Consider the following 19,300-nt stretch of genomic DNA (forward strand, 5'->3'; position numbering starts at 1 on the left):
TGAAATGTTTACAAATTGCTTATGAAATGTTTGAGAAATATTAAAACAAAAAAACAGTCTTCCCATTCGGGAAAACTGTTCTACTTCTTGAACAAAAAGGAAAATGATATTACTACCTCTGATTAAAAGTATCCGAGTATTTATTTGATTTTGAGCTTAACCGTAAATGTAGTGCCTTTGCCCAGCCCACTTGAGACCGAAATTGTACCGCCCGACAGCTCAATTACCTTAAGTACAAGGGGAAGACCCAACCCGTTTCCTTCTTGCGAATGAGAAGTGTCCCCCTGGTAGAATTTATCAAAGATGTGCTGCATGGTTTTCTCGCTCATGCCGCAGCCAGTATCAGATACTATCACTGTTACAATATCATCGTCAGATGTTTGCCTCAATGTGACAATGCCGCCTGACTCGGTGAATTTGAGCGCATTGGATAGCAGGTTATTCCAAACAATTTCCAACATACTCTCGTCGGCGCAGATTATAGCCCGTTCTTCCAAATCCGCTACAAATTCGATGTTTTTCTTTTCCCACAAGTCTTCAAAATTCAGCGCGCAGTCACAGAGCTGCCGGCAGAGATCGTATGCTTCTACTACCGGCCTGATCTCCTGATTTTCAATTTTATTGAGTTTCAGGATGTTTGTCACAAGCGCTGTCAGCCTTTGGGATGCTGTAATAATAGTATTTGTGTATTCTTTCCGCTGTTCGACTGTGAGATCCTCTTCTTGCAGCGCCATAGCATAACTTTGGATCACAGACAGTGGCGTTTTGATCTCGTGGGACACGTTAGCGATGAAATCGTTCTTTAATGTTTCGATGCTACCCAATTCCTCCACCATCTTATTGAAATCCTCAAACATAACATCAACATAATCCAGTTTATCGGCTGTATGGACAGGCTTCAGATATACCGAAAAATCACCTTCGGCCACTTTCTTAGCAGCTTCACTGAGTTTTCTCATGGGCTTATCAAAGGCACGAACCTTTTGACGGTTTGTAACAAGGACAAATATTGCCGTAACAATCGCCCAATACCCGTGCATACTCACAATAAATTCTAGCGGGATACTGCCAAAATGCACATACTCGTTAAGAATCATCCACTGTCCTGCAGACAGCACAAGTAATATAAAATATGTCAGCACATACTCCTTCCAGGTGTAATGCCTAGCTTTGACCCTGCTGTCCATCTCAACCTGCTTCTTTTTCACTGCAGCACCGCCTTATAACCCAAGCCATACACGGTGATGATCTTGAAGCCATCACAGCCGGAAAGCTTATCTCGAAGCTTTGTAATATAAACATCAACAGCACGCAGGCTGGTTTCGCTTTCGATTCCCCAGAATTCGTCCATGAGCTGCGCACGTGAAAAAGTATGCTTTGGATAAGACAGCAGCTTATACAAAATATTGAACTCCCGCACCGTCACAGGGATTTCCTCACCATTTACTGCCACCGTGGTGGCATCTGCGTCCATGATAAGGTTTCCTACTGTCAGCTTCTTCTCATTCATGATGTTAGCACGACGGATTAGAGCTCCTACTCGAAGAATCAGTTCATCCATATTAATAGGTTTGACCATATAGTCGTCGATACCTGCCTGAAAACCTTTCTGTTTGGATTTAATATCTTCGCGTGCTGTCATGAAAAGGATAGGAATAGTTTTGTTGATTTCCCGCACTGTTTCAGCAAATTCATAGCCATCAATCTCCGGCATCATGATGTCTGAAATTATCAGATCGTATGGATTATTATACATCAAATCATACGCCTCTCGTGGGTTCAAACATCCTTTAGCGGCATATCCGTTATTGCGTAGATAGGCGCACACGATTTGATTGAGCTTTATATCATCTTCTACAACAAGTATGTTAACCATAAAAAAACTCCTTTCTACTGCGAATATAATAATTATAGCAGTCAAATGTTAAAAAAATGTTTGAATTAAAATATTAAACACTTTTTTGGATTCTATACTATTTTCTAGTATATTGGCACTATCTTTAAAAATCAAGGAATAAGCTGCAATCGATAGTATTAATTAACTGTAGGAAAAAGAAGAATATAATCATGTTCAAACACTAAGCACTTACTACTTGAGGGATATTTCACAATTCAAAAATTCAAATTATGGATAAAAAGCACTGAGATTAGCAAAATCCACAGAAAAAAGAGTAGAAAATGCCTATGAAATTGAGTTACCCACAGTATTTGGTTTAATAAATATATGAATGTTCCTCTTGTTCTTTGATAATTTAATGATTAAACTGCTTTATTAAGACCTGTTACCCGTAAATTGTTTAAAGCATAGTTTTCTTTACCTTCTCCGAAAAAGCATTCTACAGCATTTTCCTGTAAAATTGAATAATCAATAAAAGTTAATACTGCTTGCAGCTCAGTCATCGGTTGAATTTTTATAATTTGTTCTAAAGTAAAATACGCTATTTGCCGATTCATAAGTCGTACAAATTTTATTCCTTTCTATGGATTGTTAGACAGATTATTTATCGGATTGGGGTAAACTATTTTTTTATACCTTTTTAAACCCTAGTAATATCAATATCTAAAAATTATGAAATTTACTCTATTATTTAACACCTTCGAAAATTAAGTGGAAAATTTATAAACAAACTATCTTTTCATATAACCTATCTGCCAATTCCCATACACTTCTAATAGCATATGTATGCTTTAATCTATAATTGTAAATTTCTTGTTTGCCCAATTTTTCCATAACATTATTATCCCATGTTCCGTTATTATTAACAAGCCCCACTAATATCATCTGAATTACTTTTTCTCAACGTATGCTTAGATAATTCTTTGGAGTAGTAAGCGCAAGCGTTGAAAGAGACTTCCCTTGCCTTTCTATTTCAATCACGTTAATAATCCCTTTGCCGGATACACTTATCTTGGCTAAGACATATCTTCTAGGCGTTAATCCGTCATCTAATTTAGAAAACTTTTTTCCCTTTAATCCTTCCGGTAAATTATCAACGATATAACTAACTGAAATATCAGAATAATGCTTGTTAAGTGCGCTTAAAATCTCAATAAATTCTTTGATATCTCCATCATACTTTTCCACCGTTTCTTGTATTGGCACAAACTCTAACCCTGTTAATAGATCTATTCCACCTACATCAGCAGTGGTCACTTGATCTGGTGAGTCAATTTGAATCTCTTCAGTATTCTCATCTTCCTTGGTTCTTTTACTGATAATTCCTTTTCTCTGCATATAAACCATGGGAGCATTTTCATATTCATGATGAGTTATTTCTATAGGAACTGCTTTTTCGGTTCGTTTAGCACCCCCAGCCTCTGTATTAATTGTTAATCCATCATCCTCTACCTTTATATATTTTCTAAGCTTACTCTTATCTGAGTTTCGAATATTATGAAGCTTTGGAGATACGACTTCCACCGATTGTACATCAAAAGTCTTTCCTTAACCAGTTCATCCAAAAAGTTATCGTCTTTTACATGTTGTAAATAATCAATTACTTCTGAATAAGGCCGAATCACATCCGCAACGTCCAATAGCGCCAGACCCATTTCTGAAGTAATATTGTTTTGTACAGATTGAGAAAGGGTGTCTGCTACGTTTTTTTCACTTAGCCATGCCTCCATTTTTTCATTGATCCATGTTGAAGCATTTATAGCAGACATAAATACAGCTGATATAATAGAATTAGGGGGGGTGTACATAGCCTTAGTTCTGTGTAAAGATTCGTCCTACTAAAGAAAAATTCCCCCAAACTTATTAGTCTGAGGGAACATACAAAATACTCTAAACCGCTGTATCAACACAACACGCTCCATATGTATTTTTATAGAAATATGACAATATCTTGCAACAGGCAAATTCATCGGTCTGTCATTGATACGTCATATTCTATTCTATTCAATACACACTTTCTAAAATAACATAGACTGTAGAGGGTTGCAATAGATTTTTGCATATTTTGTCGATATCCTGTATAAATATTCGACATAGCATATATTAAAATCAATCAATAGAACTTATCCGATATTTCCATGGATCATCATAAGAATTGAGATTATTGTCAATAAAACTGCTATTATTATTTTTTCTACATATAATCATTGCTGCAACATCATCAGCATTTGATTCTAGCGTAACGATGGGCTTAGGAGGATTTTCGGCAAGTTGATGTACTATAATTTAATGAGGTTTATTAACTAATATGATATTGGTTTATTATATTCGATTTCAGTAATTTCAAAATTAAACCAGTTAAAGTCTCCATCATCTAATTTCCAAGTGATATCTCCTTTTGTAGGAACTCTTATTCCTTCAAATTCTTTATAATCCCTCACTGGAACCGACCATGTCTCTAAACTAAACTTTCCATTAAATTCGCCATATCGTTCAGCCTCGAATTTAATAGCTTCTCCCTTATCATTAAATGTGAATATTCCTGAGGCCGTTATACCTCCATAGGTCATAGTTGCTTTAGCATTATCCTCATCTATTTCTTCCCATGTTATATATTCCTTCAAAACTGCAGATGGAAACCACATCGTCTCGGCAAGATATCTTAACAAAGTGCCTTGATCGATTTCTTTTCCTTCTGAATCAGCAACGGAAAATAATGAAAGAGCTTTAATAAGCATGTTTCCTTTTCCATCCTGATATTTGTCTCTTCCTGCAATGTGAATTAACGGAGCTACTTTAATATTTGCTCTCCAAATAAACCCTGGCTCCTCTGAGGTAAAGTATTGTTCTGCTTCCACTGGCATCCATGGTTTACCCTCTCCCAATCTCATATCTGCTTTTTGTTTTAAACGAACAGCTACTATTTTTTCCCTTCCGATAACCCCAGTGTACTCAAGCCACCTTTGAACATTTTGGGGTAAGCCTTCTATATCCTCCGCAGTCACAATCTTTTCTTTGTCTTCCACCTTGCTAAAAAGCATTTTAACTTCCTGTTCTACATTTCGTTTAAATAGAAAACTTGCTATGGATGAGGTAACTGTAAATGCAACCACAAGTACGACAATACTAGTTAGCATGAGTGTTTTTTTTGACATATTATCACTCCCAATAAAATTACTCCACTACTACGCAGTACCATTATTCTCTAAGTTAATCTATTCGAGATTTTGTTTATTATTCCTTCCGGCTCTTGGATAAAACAGTAAAAAGCGATGCTATTCGTGAAAAGGTAGTTTTTTATTCTGATGTAAAAATTTAAAACTGATAAATCTATCTTAAATTTTAAACCCATTACGATTTCGTACAATAAACTTATTCTTCGGAATTTCTTCCCCCTTGAAAGAAAAATCTCCAAAACACTCGTCTAGGAGAACCTAATTGACATTTCAATATTTACTTCAAATCCTTATGATTCTTTGATACTAACCTATTTCTTCTCTATCAACACCACACACTCCGCAGTCCTTTTCTACCAATCGTAGCTTTGCTACTCTCGGGAAAATTTTGCATGAGGCGTACATCTACTTACTTTGTAAGCAGTGTTACGGCTTCAACATGACTCATTTATTTCATCCATTTATTTTATCGTAATAATGTAATGTTCTTGGAGTTATCCCTGTTATCTGAACGATGTCTTTAACGGTTAATAATTGTTTCTTCATTCCAAAATCCTTATCTCCTATCTGTATAGTCAAATATTTTCTTCTTAAGAAATTTCTAAAATTTTTTAAGAAATTTTATCAGTAAATATAATTTATGATAATTCGTATCCAATTATTTCAAGCCAATTTGCGATTTCTTCAGATGAAACAGTCCCATTTACAGTAATACCAGGTAGAATGGTGGATTTTGAACACTCTCTGGCTATATCATTTTCAATTTGGCAAAATCCACCTCCTCCATGAGTGCAGAAGGGAATTATTGTTTTCCCTGTGAAATCATGTTGTCTTAGAAAACTCATAACTGGTGGGGCTAATGTTTTAAACCAATTAGGTGTACCTATAAATACTGTTCGATAATCCTCTATTGACTCACTTCCAGATATTAGTATGGGGCAAAATCCTCGAGCAATCTGATTCCTTACTTCTTTAGCGGCAGTATTATAATCAAAAGAATAATTCTTATCAGGAACTAATTCTCTTATAGTGCCACCAGTCTGGATTGCTATTTTTAACGCTAAATTCACTGTGTTTTGAAAAAGCGAATAATAAACAATCAGTGTATTATTCATATGGTGTGGGAGTGTATAAGAAACATATCCCTCCACTTGTGTATTTCCAGTGGTTTCAGCTTCCGCCATATAGGCACAGCAGCATTCTCTGGCGTCTCCCATATAAAGAATGCCAACTTCATTGCCATTCGGCAGTAAATTCAAAATATTCTGTTCAAGTTCGATGAAACCAATTTATCAATAATTCTGCCTAAAGATGTTTTATCTGTGACACCTTCTACAATAAATAGAATGACCTTTTTAGTTCTCATCAATCACCCTCCCAGCAATTCTGAAAGCACGACTGATATCAAAGCTGTTGGTCCCTTTGTAGATTTCCTCTTTTTGTCCTCCAAGATTGATGCTTCGATAATACAAGTTTCTCATATTATTATTGCTCTTCACATTTGCAAACCGCATATATCGATTCTTAGGATTTGTTGTTGTAAATATGATCGAACTTGTATCCAGCATTTCTAGCGGTCTTAAATTATGAGAAGTAAAAATCAGTTGTCCTTTTCCATTTTCACTGACAATCTGAAGAATCTCACCGAGTAAATATTCAAAAATACCGACATCCAATTCATCAACAACCATACAGACTGTAGGGTTGTTAAACATTGTTATCAAAGTGCTCAATATGGATATGATTTTCTTGATACCGTCGGACTCATACTTTAAAGGCACTTTTATATCATCCCTTATGGATATTAATTCAATCCGAATGCCTTCATTGCCATCATCTCTAAGTTGCTTGCCATGATTTTTCAGACCAATATTGAGACCTGGGACAATGGTTTCAAGGACAATGTTCATCTGGTCGATGATTTTGACCACAACATTATATACTTCTTCGGGAACAACCGAGGGCTTCAAAAGACCGATTGGCAAATCCCCCTGTGTCACTTTTTTCTCATCCAACAACCTGAAACTAAAGGGGATTAACACATTCATGTTAATCATTCCTGAATGATGATTCTTTATAATGAATAGATTAACATTTGCATGATGCTTCAAAGTTAGAATGATGCCTGTATAGCTTTTAAAGGCATCATTTTTCTTAATAATTTCCTCTAACTCACTGCTGAAAACAAAAGAAGTGCCGTTTTTTTCGGACATTTTTTTAGCAACACCCAGATCAATTTGAATATCTGCATTATTTGACGTTAGCAAGCGATAGTTTTTTACCGGTTTAAAAACGTATTCTTTGTTTCTCACGTGATAATCAATAATTCCGGCTTTACTTTTCCAAGCACCATCAACAAGCTCTTTGTACGGCAAATTTTCACGAATCACTTTGGCTTTACTTTCATCTGTTCTTTCGACCTCTACTTCGTAAAAAATCTGATACTCATGAGCGCCCTGATTGAAATGATAAACGAGTTTTATCGTGGCAGTCTCTTCATTTTCAAATATATAGTCGCCTGCATTTTTAGGTAACTCTTTTCCACTTATAAGGTGTTTAATAAGCCACATAGCATCGACAAACGCTGTTTTTCCTGAGCCATTCTGACCGTATATTCCAATGATCTCTGAGCGAATTAATTTATTTGATGATGGATTATCATTTGGAAAATCAATTTTTCCATATTCAACATTTTTTATATTAAAAAGTTCAGCTTCTTTTATGCGAATCATAGCATCTTGCATTCCATACACCTCCGATTACAACAAATCATGTCACAAAACACTCGAAAAGATATGGCTCATCGGGAAAAAGAAAAATCACAGGAGCAGAGATAATCTGTCCTGCGATTTCATCAGCCTCCGCAGGAGGCGTAGCCACACAATTTATTGTGTGTTCGATGGGAATTGGGGATACTTCCCAACAAGCAGATTTGCCAAAAATCCCGTTAGGGAATTTTGAGCAAAATCGCAAGGTGTGTACCACCTTGCCCTGCTTGCCGACATTGTTTTGTCGGAGCGTTCCCCTCCCCGGCTAGTGCGTTTCCATGAAAAAAACGAGGGCCGCACTCTTACGCTTCCCCCGTTTCTTCGACTTCCTTAATCTCTTTCGCCGTAGCGGTGACTACTCGCAATCCTTTATCGCTCATATCGTCAAGCAGACTTTCAAGCTGTCTGCGCTGCGTAGATTTGTCTGTTTCCTTGTGTGGAAAAAAGAATTGGTCTACCGATACGTCTAAAAGAGTGACAAGCTCATAAAAGATTTGCAGACTTGGATGCTATCCGCTGTTTTCAATGGACGCAATATACCGAGGGGCAATACCCATTTGGTCTGCTAACTGATTTCTCGATAATCCCTTTGCTTTTCTTGCTGTTCTTATGGCTTGGCCGAAAGCCTTAAAATCGTATTTTACAACTTCTCTTTTCATAAATAATTCACCCTACTACATTTTACCGTTCACCTTTTCTTTTAGATATGATTACACAGCTCATACACATGATAGAAATAAGTCATAATAATTAGTTGTATATTTCTGATAAAAGAAATATAATAAGAGCATTGGAGGGATTGAGCATGGATTATATAACGACAAAAGAAGCAGCGAAAAATTGGGGAATCACAGACAGAATGGTAGTGTACCATTGCTCTGCTGGACGGATTAAGGGAGCTAAAAAAATGGGAAATACATGGCTTGTTCCAGTTGACGCTGAAAAACCGGCTGATAGACGATATAGGAGCAGTAAAGTAAAGGATGGTGAAAATAAATGAAACGGATATTTTTAGTTGAGGACGATAAGGCAATCGCCAGAAACCTTGTGCTTCTGCTCCGCTCGGAGGGATTTACAGTCACTCACGCCCCTACGCGGAGTGAAGCCCTTGACGCGCTTGCCGGGAATAAATTTGACTTGGCGTTGATTGATATTTCTTTGCCTGACGGAAATGGCTTTACGGTTTGCACGGAAATCAAAGAAACAGGGGATGTTCCCGTTATCTTTCTGACGGCTTCCGGCGATGAGGCGAGTGTTGTTACCGGGCTGAACATGGGCGCGGACGACTATATCACCAAGCCTTTTCGTCCGCGTGAATTGATTGCGCGAATTGGAACCGCCCTGCGAAAAAGCGGGCGTTCTCAATCGGCTTTTGAAATCTGCGGGCTTCATATCAATACGGCAAGCGGCATTGTAAAAAAAAACGGCAACGAGGTTTTTCTTTCAGCATTAGAATACCGCTTGTTGCTGGTGTTTATCAGCAACCCAAAAAGTATTATCACGAGGGGCAGGCTGCTTGACGAATTGTGGGACGCGGCGGGCGAGTTTGTCAATGACAATACATTGACCGTGTACATCAGACGTCTGCGGGAAAAGATAGAGGATGATCCGGCAAGCCCGCAAATCATTCTGACCGTCCGTGGGACGGGGTATAGATTGGGGGGCGAGTATGCTTCGGAATAGAGAGATTCGGCAGTTTGCCATTTTGTTCTCCTTACTGGCCGCCACCACTGTAATACTGGGATTTGCAATCAATGCGGTGGCAGGAATCCTTGCCACTTTTTCTGCCGCCGGATTTGGCACAGCATTTTTCGTGTTTACCAAAGCCCGATACAAAAGCATTGCACAGATTTCACATCAAATAGACCTTGTCCTTCATAATGCTGACCATCTATATATTGGTGAGTCGGACGAGGGCGAGCTTTCCATTCTGCACAGTGAGATATCAAAAATGCTGCTGCGTATTCGGGAGCAAAACGACGCGCTGAAAAAAGAAAAAGAACATCTCGCCGATTCGCTGACCGACATAGCCCACCAACTCCGAACCCCACTCACATCTGCAAACCTCATTCTGTCATTGTTAGAGAATAACCCTGATGAAAATGAGCGGAAAGCATTTGTACGGGAAACAGAGGAATTGCTTGTGCGGATGGATTGGCTGCTTACTTCCCTACTAAAATTATCCCGACTGGACGCGGGCATTGTGGTGTTCCAAAGGGAGCAGATAGATGTAACCACTTTGATTTGCGCCGCGCTTCGCCCGTTCCTAATCCCAATGGAACTGCACGATATTGTCGTGCAGATAGACGTGCCGAAAGGGATAATCATTCAGGGTGATTCTGATTGGCTTTCGGAAGCCATTCAAAACATCCTCAAGAATTGCATGGAAAGCGCAGGCGATAATGGGAAAATTGAGATTGTCTGCACAGACAACCCACTGTTTACTGAGATTACCATCCACGACAGCGGCGTAGGTTTTGAAAAAGAAGATTTACCCTGCCTGTTTGACCGATTTTATCGTGGGAAAAAAACAAACGCTACAGGATACGGGATTGGATTGGCTCTCTGCAAGATGATTATAACACGGCAGGGCGGGACGATTACCGCAAAAAATCACCCGCAGGGCGGCGCGATATTTGCCCTTCGTTTCCCAAAGTGACGAATCTCTCACCTAAAAGTCACCGAGATGTAAGATTAAAGTTCTATTATATGAGTAAAACATAAGAAAGGAGACTCACATAATGGAGTTTTTAAAAATTGAAAATTTATGTAAGATCTACGGCAAGGGTGAAAATCAAGTTACCGCACTTGACCATGTTTCGCTTACTATCGAAAAGGGGGAGTTTACCGCAATCATCGGTTCCTCTGGCTCGGGCAAATCCACATTGCTTCACAGCATCGGCGGCGTAGACTTGCCGACAAGCGGAAAGGTGTATTTGGAGGGGCAGGATGTATATGGCCAAAGCAACGAAAAACTCGCCATTTTCCGCAGGCGGCAGGTTGGACTGATTTACCAGTTTCACAACCTCATTCCCACTCTGAATGTGGTGGAAAACATCACCTTGCCTATCCTGATGGACAAGCGCAAGGTTAACGAGGAGCGGCTAAATGACCTGCTCGAAATGATTGGATTAAAAGACCGCAAAACCCATTTACCCAATCAGCTTTCGGGCGGTCAGCAACAGCGCGTTTCCATAGGACGTGCTTTGATGAACGCCCCGGCGGTCATGCTTGCCGACGAACCCACGGGCAGCTTGGACAGCCGAAATGGACATGAAATCATCAAACTGCTGAAAGAAAGCAATAAAAAATATGGGCAGACCCTGATCCTCGTCACCCATGACGAAAATATCGCCCTGCAAGCAGACCGCATTATCGGCATATCAGACGGTAAAGTAGCGAGAGACGAGAGGGTGCGGCCATGAACATTTTTAACAAAGTCACTCTGCAAAGCTTGAAAAAAAGCCGTACCCGAACAATTGTTACGGTGATCGGAGTGGTTCTGTCCGCCGCCATGATTACGGCAGTCGCTACCTTTGCCGTGTCCCTGCAAAGCTATATGATAAACGGTGCTGCTGCCAAATATGGTGATTGGCATATTGAAATCCCAGACACAGATTCCTCCTTTGTGCTGGAACAGGCAGAGGACAGCCGAGTGGGAAATGCTGTAGTGCTACAGAACATCGGCTATGCCCCACTGGAAGGCGGACAAAATCCCGACAAGCCATATCTTTTTATTACCGGATGGAACGAGGAAGCCTTGGATGCTCTGCCCATCAAGCTGCTTTCCGGCAGACTACCGGAGAACAACAGTGAGGTCGTGATACCGGCTCATATTGCGGCAAACGGCGGCGTGAAAATTTCGGTGGGCGACATACTTACTCTCTCGGTCGGCAGCCGCATGAGCGGCGATCAGAAGCTGAGCCAGCACGATTCGTATCGTTCCGGGGAGGAAACCCTTGTACCCATGACAGAGAAAACCTATACAGTTGTCGGCATCTGCCAGCGACCGGCAATCGAGGAGTATGCTGCACCGGGATACACTTTAATCACAACAGAGGATACAGCCGCAGTGGACAGTCTTACCGTATTTATCACGCTGAAAAACCCATATCAGGTTCATTCTTATGCAGACAGCATATCAGACAATAACAGCTACGTTTTGAACGATTATGTACTGCGTTTTATGGGACTTTCAGGGGAAAAGATGCTTACAGTTCTCCTGTACTCGATTGGCGGCATTTTGATTGCCCTGGTTATGCTCGGCTCGGTGTTTCTGATTTATAATTCATTCAATATCTCATTGAATGAACGCACACACCAGTTCGGAATTCTCATGTCGGTAGGTGCCACGGAAAAACAGCTTCGCAATTCTGTGCTGTTTGAGGGGCTTTGCATCGGTACAATCGGCATTCCGATCGGCATTTTGGTCGGGATACCAAGCATCAAGCTTGTGCTTACTCTTGTGGCAAAGAATTTCGCAAATGTTATGTATGACAATGTACCGTTGACTTTGGTGGTGTCTGTTCCTGCTCTTGTTGCTGCGGCGATTATCAGTATGATCACCATTCTGATTTCGGCCTATATTCCGGCAAGGAAGGCCGCCAGTACGCCCGTGATGGAGTGTATCCGCCAGACAAACGAGGTCAAGGTGGAAGCTAAAGCGATGAGAACCTCAAAGCTGTCGGAACGCCTTTACGGTTTAGAGGAAACACTTGCGTTAAAAAACTTTAAGAGAAACAGGCGGCGTTACCGCAGTATTATCCTGTCGCTTACATTAAGCGTCGTATTGTTTGTGTCGTCAAGCTCTTTCGGAACCTATCTGAATAAGATCGCGGAGAATTCATCTGTGGTAGTTGAAGAATATGACATCTCTTTCGATACACGAGACATGGAGGAAAGTGAGCTGTTTCAGCTTTATGATGAGCTGAAAACCGCCGTCGGCGTTACCGAAAGCTCTTATCAGGCACTTTCGACCTATTCCTGCGTGCTCAATACAAGTGATTTGTCAAGTCATTTTTTGGATGAGTACGGTGAGCTCATCGGTTATGATGGGGCAAGTAAAACGGTGGAAGTGCAGCTCAATATTCAGTTTGTTGAGGACAGTGTCTATCAGAACCTGCTCGAAGGCCTCGGCCTGTCCCCAGAGGAATACACCGGACAGGACAAAAAAATGATCATGGCAGGAATACTGCCCGGGCGTTGGTATACGCAGGAACAGCCTATGGAATTTACGCTCCGCTCCAAGACCGGAGACCAGACGAAAACAATCCGTGCAACCTTTGTAAAAGACTACCCAGACCTGCTGCCCTCGGAGCCGGGTGACTGGCCCGGGTACTCTCTTATGGTGATAGCCCCTTACGAGGTAAAGCCGCAGTTTGACGCACTAGGTGCGACTGTAAAGCCTACTAAGCTGGGCATGACCTTCGAGTCAGAAAATCCCGGTCAGTCAACAGCTGCGATGCAGACGATGATTGATGGAGCCAGCATTACCGCCGACTATCATCTGTACAATCTCTATGAGATACTGGAGCAAAGCCGTAATATTACATTCATTGTCAATCTGTTCTCGGTTGTTTTTATCACGATGATTTCACTGATCGCGGTTGCGAACGTCTTCAACACGATTTCCACCAATATCAAGCTGCGCAGACGAGAATTTGCTATGCTTCGTTCTGTAGGGATGTCCGACCGGGACTTCAATAAGATGATGCGCTTTGAATGCACTCTTTATGGAGCGCGGACGATGCTTTGGGGTCTGCCCCTCTCAGGAATCCTTTCCTGTCTGATTTATAAGGGTATGGTCGTCGGCGGGGCGGAAAATATCGATTTTGTGTTTCCGTGGGGAAGTATGGCAATCAGCGTGTTTGGTGTACTCTTTATTGTATTTATTACAATGCTGTATGCCATTAGCAAGATAAAAAAAGAAAATATCATTGACGCGCTTCGGGATGATATGACTTGATTCAAAACCAATATTTGTTTGATAGAAAATCAAAAAAATCTAGTTAAAGTGGTTTGCAATCGTCCCGAAAGCGATTTAGACATTGAAAATACAGAATCCATCCTACAGAAGTAATGTAAATTACAAATGAATGCTACCCTGCGGTAATAGAAAAAAACGTAGTTGTGGCAAATGATGTTTTGCGGCCAAAATGTGGCCATGCGGCGGTTTTGAAATCAACAATCAAAACCGCCGTTTTTCTGAAAAAAAAAATGAATTCCGGAGGGTGTATTAAGGCGCCCATTTTTTAGGACACGACGGTATCGAGGAGGTATCGTCGTGTTTATTTTGTATCGTTGCAATGCTCTTGCAAGAAAGGAATCAAAACGATATGTATAGAGCCTTTGCAATCACGAGCATTGCACCGTCGGAGCGATAAAATGTCCCTTATGTGTGTTATCGTACCAATACCGCAGGAACTCCCCTAAAGTCTGTGGGAGGTCGTGAGAAAGTTTCATTTTGGTAAATACAATTGACATTTGATTTTAGTCGTGATAGAATTTATTCAAATTTGAATATTTAAATTTGAATATTATTAAGGAGTGAGAAACTTGATAAAATTAATGCTACTAGGTTTATTACAACAAAGAAATTTAACGGGTTATGAAATAATACAATATTTGAACTTAAGTCATGCAGAAAGCTGGGCAGGTATTAAAATAGGCTCAATCTATTATGCCCTCAATAAAATGGAAGAAAATGAATTAATAAAGGTTGAATCTATTGAAAATATTGGAAATCGTTCACGAACAATTTATTCGATTACCGAAAAAGGAGAACACTTTTTTGAAAGAAAACTAGAAGATACTCTTAGTGAAGTTGACCTTAATTTTCCTAATTCCTTATACACTGCTGTCACTTTTTTAGGAGAATTACCCTATGAAAAAGCAAAAAAAGCGATTGATGTTCATATTAATAATCTGGAAAAAGAGTTGAAAAGTTGGAAAGCTGCTGAAAAAGCAAAGGAAAAAGTACAATCAAAAACATTACCTAATTATATGAAAGCTCTGCTTAAAAATGGTTGTACCCATATAGAAGTAAACATAGAATTTTTAAAAGAAATAAAGGAGCTGTTATCTAAAGAGTCATTTGAGGTTCACTTACCTCCATTAAACAAAATAGAAAAAGGAGAAAAAAACTATGAATCCTAAAATAACTTTATCATCAACAAATCAGGTAATTGACCAAAGTCTAAAGCTTCAAATTACAGGATTAAAACCTAACCAACTGGTAAAGATACAAGCAGAAATGCAGGACGATGTAGAAAGAACATGGCATTCCTGTGCAACCTTCACAGCTGATTGCGAAGGAAAGATTGATTTAGATACAACAGCACCTCAAGAAGGCTCTTACACCAACTGTGACCCTAATGGTTTATTGTGGTCTATGCAGATAAAGGACAGTAATAATCCTTTTCCTCCAATATTTTTAAAAATGAGTACTCAATCTCATAAGGTGAGTTTTTATTTGATAATAGAAGATGAAGTAAAAGATAAAAGAGAAGTACAAATTAACTTTACTAATTCTGATACTGAACAAATTGTTGTTCAAAATTCAATAGTAGGAAAACTCTTTAAACCTAAAGGAAATAATAATCTACCAGCTGTAATCATTGTTGGAGGTTCTACTGGAGGCCTCTTTTGGTCAGAACAAATAGCAGCTTTACTGAGTACAAAAGGATATGCAGCTCTTGCTTTAAATTATTTTGATATGCAAAATGACAATTTACCAACTGAACTCATTGAAATTAAAATAGAATACTTTAAGAAAGCACTTGATTGGCTTAAAAACAAATCCGAAATTGACAAAAATAATATAAGTATGATGGGAATTTCTAAAGGTGGTGAGCTATCATTATTATTTGGTTCATATTTTTCTAAGCATTTAACTTCCATAATTGCTTACGTTCCTTCTTCCCATGTATTTGAAGGAATTTCAATGGGAAAACATCAAATAAAATCATCATGGACTTATAAAAACAACCCAATAGACTTTGTACAATACCCAGTAGATTCAAAATTCTCAAAAAATATGAATCCCATTGACATACGTAAAATTCATGATAATGCATTAAATACAGCTACTTCTAAACAATTAGAATGTGCTCGTATTCCTATCGAGAATATAGAATGTCCTATTCTTCTAATTTCTGGAGAAAGAGATGCTACTTGGCCATCTTCAGAAATGTGTAGAGATATGATCCAAACTTTAGAAGCACATAACAATCCTTATCAATCAAAACACCTTTATTTTAACAATATGGGGCATGCTTTCTTTCTCCCTAATATACCCCCTATGATTGATACTCCATCAGTCACAGCACAAAATGCTGCACATGCTAACAAAATTGCTTGGGAGTCAACACTGAAATTTTTGGCCGAACATTTTAATTAAACCCAGATAAAGAAAGCAGAAGTTAAAAAATACTATAGATAATCGTCCCATATTTAATTCAATCCTATGGATTGCTAGAAGCGAAGATCCAACTTCTAGAGCTTACTTTTGTCTATGATAGTGCTCATATTCTATAGGTGACATATAGTCTAAACTACTATGACTTCTTTTAGAGTTATACCAGGGTTTCTATATAAAGAGAAGCCCTCTTCTCCATGTGCTTTATCCATCTTCTAATACTTATGGGGGTAAAAACACCTATATCTTTAGCTACGTCAGTTTATAAACTTAGAAAGGACGTGTTACAGCATGAGTAATAATAAAAAATTCACCAAAGATTATAAGAAGGAAATAGTAGGCAAAAAACCAAGGGGTAGACCATTAGCGCTGGCATTAAAGATGGAAAGAAAATAGACCGACAGTGGCTGCCAAACCTCCAACGTCGATGATATACAGTGGCATGATTACCTTTTGCAGGCCGCTCCCTGTATCGGATACAAATCTTCCAAGTAATAGTAGCAGAAGATTTGTATTTAAAGTTTTCTTATCTTTTCCCATGAATATAATACCTCAATTCTTTTCAGTATGAGAAATCCCCCTGAACGATTGGCCTTTAATCTTCACATTTGGTATAAGAAGAAATGTCTATCGTCTCTAGTCCAGAATTTCTACATATCCTTCATTCCCGTTTGTTCTACTTCCTTCAACAATGGTGTGATCTCCCCTGAAAAATATATGCATAAAACATGAAGCGCTCTGGTACAGGCTGTATAAAGCAGCAGCCGTTCTTCTTCACAAGCATAATTTTCATCTCCTGCATTATATATAAGCACCACATCAAATTCTAATCCTTTAGCAAGGTAAGCTGGTATTACCAACAAGAAGCCAAGGGGACGTTTTGTTTGCCTTAGATTATTTGATCTTATCTAATAGGCCTCTTCCTATTTTTAGTACCCTTGATAATTGCCTATTGCTTGCTCCCGTTGTCTCTTTTATATTTTTAAGCACCTATAGTCTTCTATTCTTTTGCTATTCCTGCATTTATTGGATTTTGATGAATATATTGCAGTACTACAAGAAAATATTTGTCTGTATTGACTGTGGTTCATTTTTAAACTGGTTTTGAAAAAGATGCCCTGTTCTGCCATTTTTGACGTTATGGCATCGTGCATGGCAAACAAAACGTCCCCTTGGTTTCCTTGGTTTTGAACAAAACGTCCCCTTGGTTTTGAATTAAGTATGAAGTTTGAAGATAATGACATCTATGGAAATGGAAGAAGCAACCTTTGATATGAACACCCGTTCCCATATCTGCAATATCTGTTCCGTCAGCTCCCGAATGAATAATTAGAAATATGAGTTTGTCTCTCTTTGTTTAGAAGCTATGTCATCTTTTTTATCTCCTCAAGGGTCTCACGACTTATAGCGACTGTAAATGTGCCATAATTCCTTTATTTGCAACGCTTTATACACGTTTAAGAAGGCAGCAGATCTCTGTATGCGTTGTATATGTTATACAGATGTTTTTATAATATAAATAGTCAATTATTACTCTTCATCATTCTTAATGCTATTTGGTAATCTGTCAAAATCAGACTGAAAGAGCCTGTCCTGAATGATACGGTATTTTTCAAACTCACTCTCTGCAAATTCCTTTGCAATTGCAGCCATCACCTTTCCTGCGTTCTCTAATATATCCTTTTCATTGAATTGCAAGAATGCGTTTAGCTTCTTAGCCCAATCTTCCATTGTCATAGGGATATTTCTTTCAGCTTGGCTTTCTGCATAATCAAGATACATCGTCACAAATCGATCTAAGGATTTGATTTCTTTTTCTGTCAGATAGTTCTTTGCAATAGAAACATCGCTTTTAACAATTTTACCATGTGGAGCATTCTTCCATGTTGTCAGTCCCATATGCTCCCTGGTACTGTCGGCTCTATTATATATAATCTCCGCAGCTGTGTTACCGTGAATTGCAAAATGTAGCTTATTCTGAACAGTCTTAAAAAAATCCTTTGTTATTTCTGTTTGCGGATTATAATCAACAGCGGTGGCATAAATATCCGTGATCTTCTGATAGAACCTTCTTTCACTTGCCCGAATCTCTCTGATTTCTTCAAGCAAATGTTCAAAATAATCCTCGTTTAAGAAAGTACCGTTTTTTAGCCGCTCTTTATCCAGCACATATCCCCGGATTGCAAAATTTCGCAGCACGCCTGTTGCCCATTGTCTAAACTGCGTTGCTCTCAATGAATTCACACGGTAGCCAACGGATATGATGGCATCAAGATTATAAAACAGAACATCTCTGTTTACTTCTCTGGTTCCCTCTTTTTGAACTATCCGGTTTTTCCGGATAGTTGCTTCTTCTGTTAATTCACCTTCAGCATAGATATTTTTAAGGTGCTCATTTATTGTTCTTACATCCACACCAAAAAGCTCGGCAATCAACTTCTGTGTAAGCCAAACCGTTTCATCTTCAACACGAACCTCTATTGTATTCTCGTTGGCTTGTGAAGTAAATATTAAAAACTCAGCCGTGCTATTCCTTATCTGTAAAGAATTCTTCTTTTTTTTATCATTTTCTTTCATGCCGGATACCTCCATTCGACTTTTCGATAGTACATAAGCATTATATTCGGCTTCTTTTTAAACCTATCGAATTCGATATGGTTTATATATTCACAGCAATACCTCAAGATAGTTTTTTAAAATTTTCTCAACCCTGCAAAGCCCAGCATATTTCATCAGCTTATTTATAACTTTATCTTGTCTGCTAGTGTATTTTTTGAGTGCATTCGATACTACCACAATGTCCTGATTATTTCTATCCCTCAAAATATCGCAAATTGTACGCTCCATATCATATATTTTAATGTCATTCCTAAAAGCGGTCTGTCTGGTATAGATACCGAGATAAAAAGTTCTTTTTTAATGGTATGCACAATCCATCCATCCTGGTTTAATTTACTTGTATTATATCCTATTGGCACAGTCACACAATAAGCTACAAGGTCACGACTCGGTAAATCATGCAAAAACAATATAGTTTCATGAG

General features: G+C 38.8%; 20 protein-coding genes and 1 pseudogene. 7 read left to right on the forward strand and 14 right to left on the reverse strand.

Annotation, left to right across the window (positions count from 1 at the left end):
* Positions 1-140: 140 nt before the first annotated feature.
* From CHB72_RS15805 to CHB72_RS28470, 11 genes are all read right to left on the reverse strand, one after another.
* Entirely contained in the window at positions 141-1,208 is a 1,068-nt protein-coding gene (locus CHB72_RS15805) for a HAMP domain-containing sensor histidine kinase (protein WP_242975158.1), read from the reverse strand.
* Positions 1,205-1,876, reverse strand: coding sequence for a response regulator transcription factor (locus CHB72_RS15810; protein WP_089283857.1), 672 nt, complete (start codon positions 1,874-1,876; stop codon positions 1,205-1,207). Before CHB72_RS15810 ends, CHB72_RS15805 begins: the two co-directional genes overlap by 4 nt.
* A gap of 383 nt (positions 1,877-2,259) precedes the next feature.
* Positions 2,260-2,454 (reverse strand): hypothetical protein, encoded by a 195-nt coding sequence (locus tag CHB72_RS15815; protein WP_089283858.1) that lies wholly within the window; start codon positions 2,452-2,454, stop codon positions 2,260-2,262.
* Between the two features lie 343 nt (positions 2,455-2,797).
* Positions 2,798-3,421 (reverse strand): hypothetical protein, encoded by a 624-nt coding sequence (locus tag CHB72_RS15820; protein ID WP_089283859.1) that lies wholly within the window; start codon positions 3,419-3,421, stop codon positions 2,798-2,800.
* Positions 3,352-3,666: a hypothetical protein gene (locus CHB72_RS15825; protein WP_330397056.1), complete on the reverse strand. Its 315-nt coding sequence runs from the start codon at positions 3,664-3,666 to the stop codon at positions 3,352-3,354. Before CHB72_RS15825 ends, CHB72_RS15820 begins: the two co-directional genes overlap by 70 nt.
* A gap of 534 nt (positions 3,667-4,200) precedes the next feature.
* Positions 4,201-5,052 (reverse strand): DUF6544 family protein, encoded by an 852-nt coding sequence (locus CHB72_RS15830; RefSeq protein WP_089283860.1) that lies wholly within the window; start codon positions 5,050-5,052, stop codon positions 4,201-4,203.
* Between the two features lie 474 nt (positions 5,053-5,526).
* Positions 5,527-5,652, reverse strand: a complete 126-nt coding sequence (locus tag CHB72_RS27810) for a MerR family DNA-binding transcriptional regulator (RefSeq protein WP_278277853.1) — start codon at positions 5,650-5,652, stop codon at positions 5,527-5,529.
* A 59-nt stretch (positions 5,653-5,711) separates the two neighbouring features.
* Entirely contained in the window at positions 5,712-6,332 is a 621-nt protein-coding gene (locus tag CHB72_RS15840; protein ID WP_330397057.1) for a flavodoxin, read from the reverse strand.
* A 96-nt stretch (positions 6,333-6,428) separates the two neighbouring features.
* Complete coding sequence (locus tag CHB72_RS15845) at positions 6,429-7,817, reverse strand: AAA family ATPase (protein ID WP_089283861.1); 1,389 nt, start codon at positions 7,815-7,817, stop codon at positions 6,429-6,431.
* Positions 7,818-8,143: 326 nt separating this feature from the next.
* On the reverse strand, positions 8,144-8,341 hold the full coding sequence (locus CHB72_RS28465; protein ID WP_456297868.1) for a hypothetical protein: 198 nt from the start codon (positions 8,339-8,341) through the stop codon (positions 8,144-8,146).
* A gap of 9 nt (positions 8,342-8,350) precedes the next feature.
* Positions 8,351-8,500 carry a helix-turn-helix domain-containing protein gene (locus CHB72_RS28470; protein WP_456297867.1) on the reverse strand — a complete coding sequence of 50 codons (150 nt, stop codon included), beginning with the start codon at positions 8,498-8,500 and terminating at the stop codon, positions 8,351-8,353.
* A 146-nt stretch (positions 8,501-8,646) separates the two neighbouring features.
* Here CHB72_RS28470 and CHB72_RS15860 point away from each other — a divergent pair, with 146 nt between their 5' ends.
* From CHB72_RS15860 to CHB72_RS15890, 7 genes are all read left to right on the forward strand, one after another.
* Complete coding sequence (locus CHB72_RS15860; protein ID WP_089283863.1) at positions 8,647-8,841, forward strand: DNA-binding protein; 195 nt, start codon at positions 8,647-8,649, stop codon at positions 8,839-8,841.
* Positions 8,838-9,524, forward strand: coding sequence for a response regulator transcription factor (locus tag CHB72_RS15865; protein WP_089283864.1), 687 nt, complete (start codon positions 8,838-8,840; stop codon positions 9,522-9,524). The genes CHB72_RS15860 and CHB72_RS15865 overlap by 4 nt, the downstream gene beginning before the upstream one ends.
* Entirely contained in the window at positions 9,511-10,500 is a 990-nt protein-coding gene (locus CHB72_RS15870; protein ID WP_089283865.1) for a sensor histidine kinase, read from the forward strand. The genes CHB72_RS15865 and CHB72_RS15870 overlap by 14 nt, the downstream gene beginning before the upstream one ends.
* An 82-nt stretch (positions 10,501-10,582) precedes the next feature.
* A complete protein-coding gene (locus CHB72_RS15875) occupies positions 10,583-11,266 on the forward strand; it encodes an ABC transporter ATP-binding protein (RefSeq protein WP_089283866.1) in 684 nt (227 codons plus the stop codon).
* Entirely contained in the window at positions 11,263-13,806 is a 2,544-nt protein-coding gene (locus CHB72_RS15880) for an ABC transporter permease (protein ID WP_089283867.1), read from the forward strand. The genes CHB72_RS15875 and CHB72_RS15880 overlap by 4 nt, the downstream gene beginning before the upstream one ends.
* Before the next feature lie 590 nt (positions 13,807-14,396).
* The gene (locus CHB72_RS15885; RefSeq protein ID WP_089283868.1) at positions 14,397-14,996 is read left to right on the forward strand and encodes a PadR family transcriptional regulator; all 600 of its coding nucleotides are present in this window, start codon (positions 14,397-14,399) and stop codon (positions 14,994-14,996) included.
* Positions 14,986-16,239: an acyl-CoA thioesterase/bile acid-CoA:amino acid N-acyltransferase family protein gene (locus CHB72_RS15890; RefSeq protein WP_089283869.1), complete on the forward strand. Its 1,254-nt coding sequence runs from the start codon at positions 14,986-14,988 to the stop codon at positions 16,237-16,239. Before CHB72_RS15885 ends, CHB72_RS15890 begins: the two co-directional genes overlap by 11 nt.
* Before the next feature lie 102 nt (positions 16,240-16,341).
* On the opposite strand, the pseudogene CHB72_RS28305 reads toward CHB72_RS15890, so the two are convergent.
* From CHB72_RS28305 to CHB72_RS15900, 3 genes and pseudogenes are all read right to left on the reverse strand, one after another.
* Positions 16,342-16,419, reverse strand: a pseudogene (locus tag CHB72_RS28305) (hypothetical protein); the annotation flags it as partial.
* A gap of 488 nt (positions 16,420-16,907) precedes the next feature.
* The gene (locus CHB72_RS15895; protein ID WP_330397058.1) at positions 16,908-17,120 is read right to left on the reverse strand and encodes an ATP-binding domain-containing protein; all 213 of its coding nucleotides are present in this window, start codon (positions 17,118-17,120) and stop codon (positions 16,908-16,910) included.
* A 667-nt stretch (positions 17,121-17,787) separates the two neighbouring features.
* Positions 17,788-18,834 (reverse strand): virulence RhuM family protein, encoded by a 1,047-nt coding sequence (locus CHB72_RS15900; RefSeq protein WP_089283870.1) that lies wholly within the window; start codon positions 18,832-18,834, stop codon positions 17,788-17,790.
* Positions 18,835-19,300 lie beyond the last annotated feature (466 nt).

The organism is Anaerovirgula multivorans (genome assembly GCF_900188145.1).
Lineage (GTDB): Bacteria > Bacillota > Clostridia > Peptostreptococcales > Natronincolaceae > Anaerovirgula > Anaerovirgula multivorans.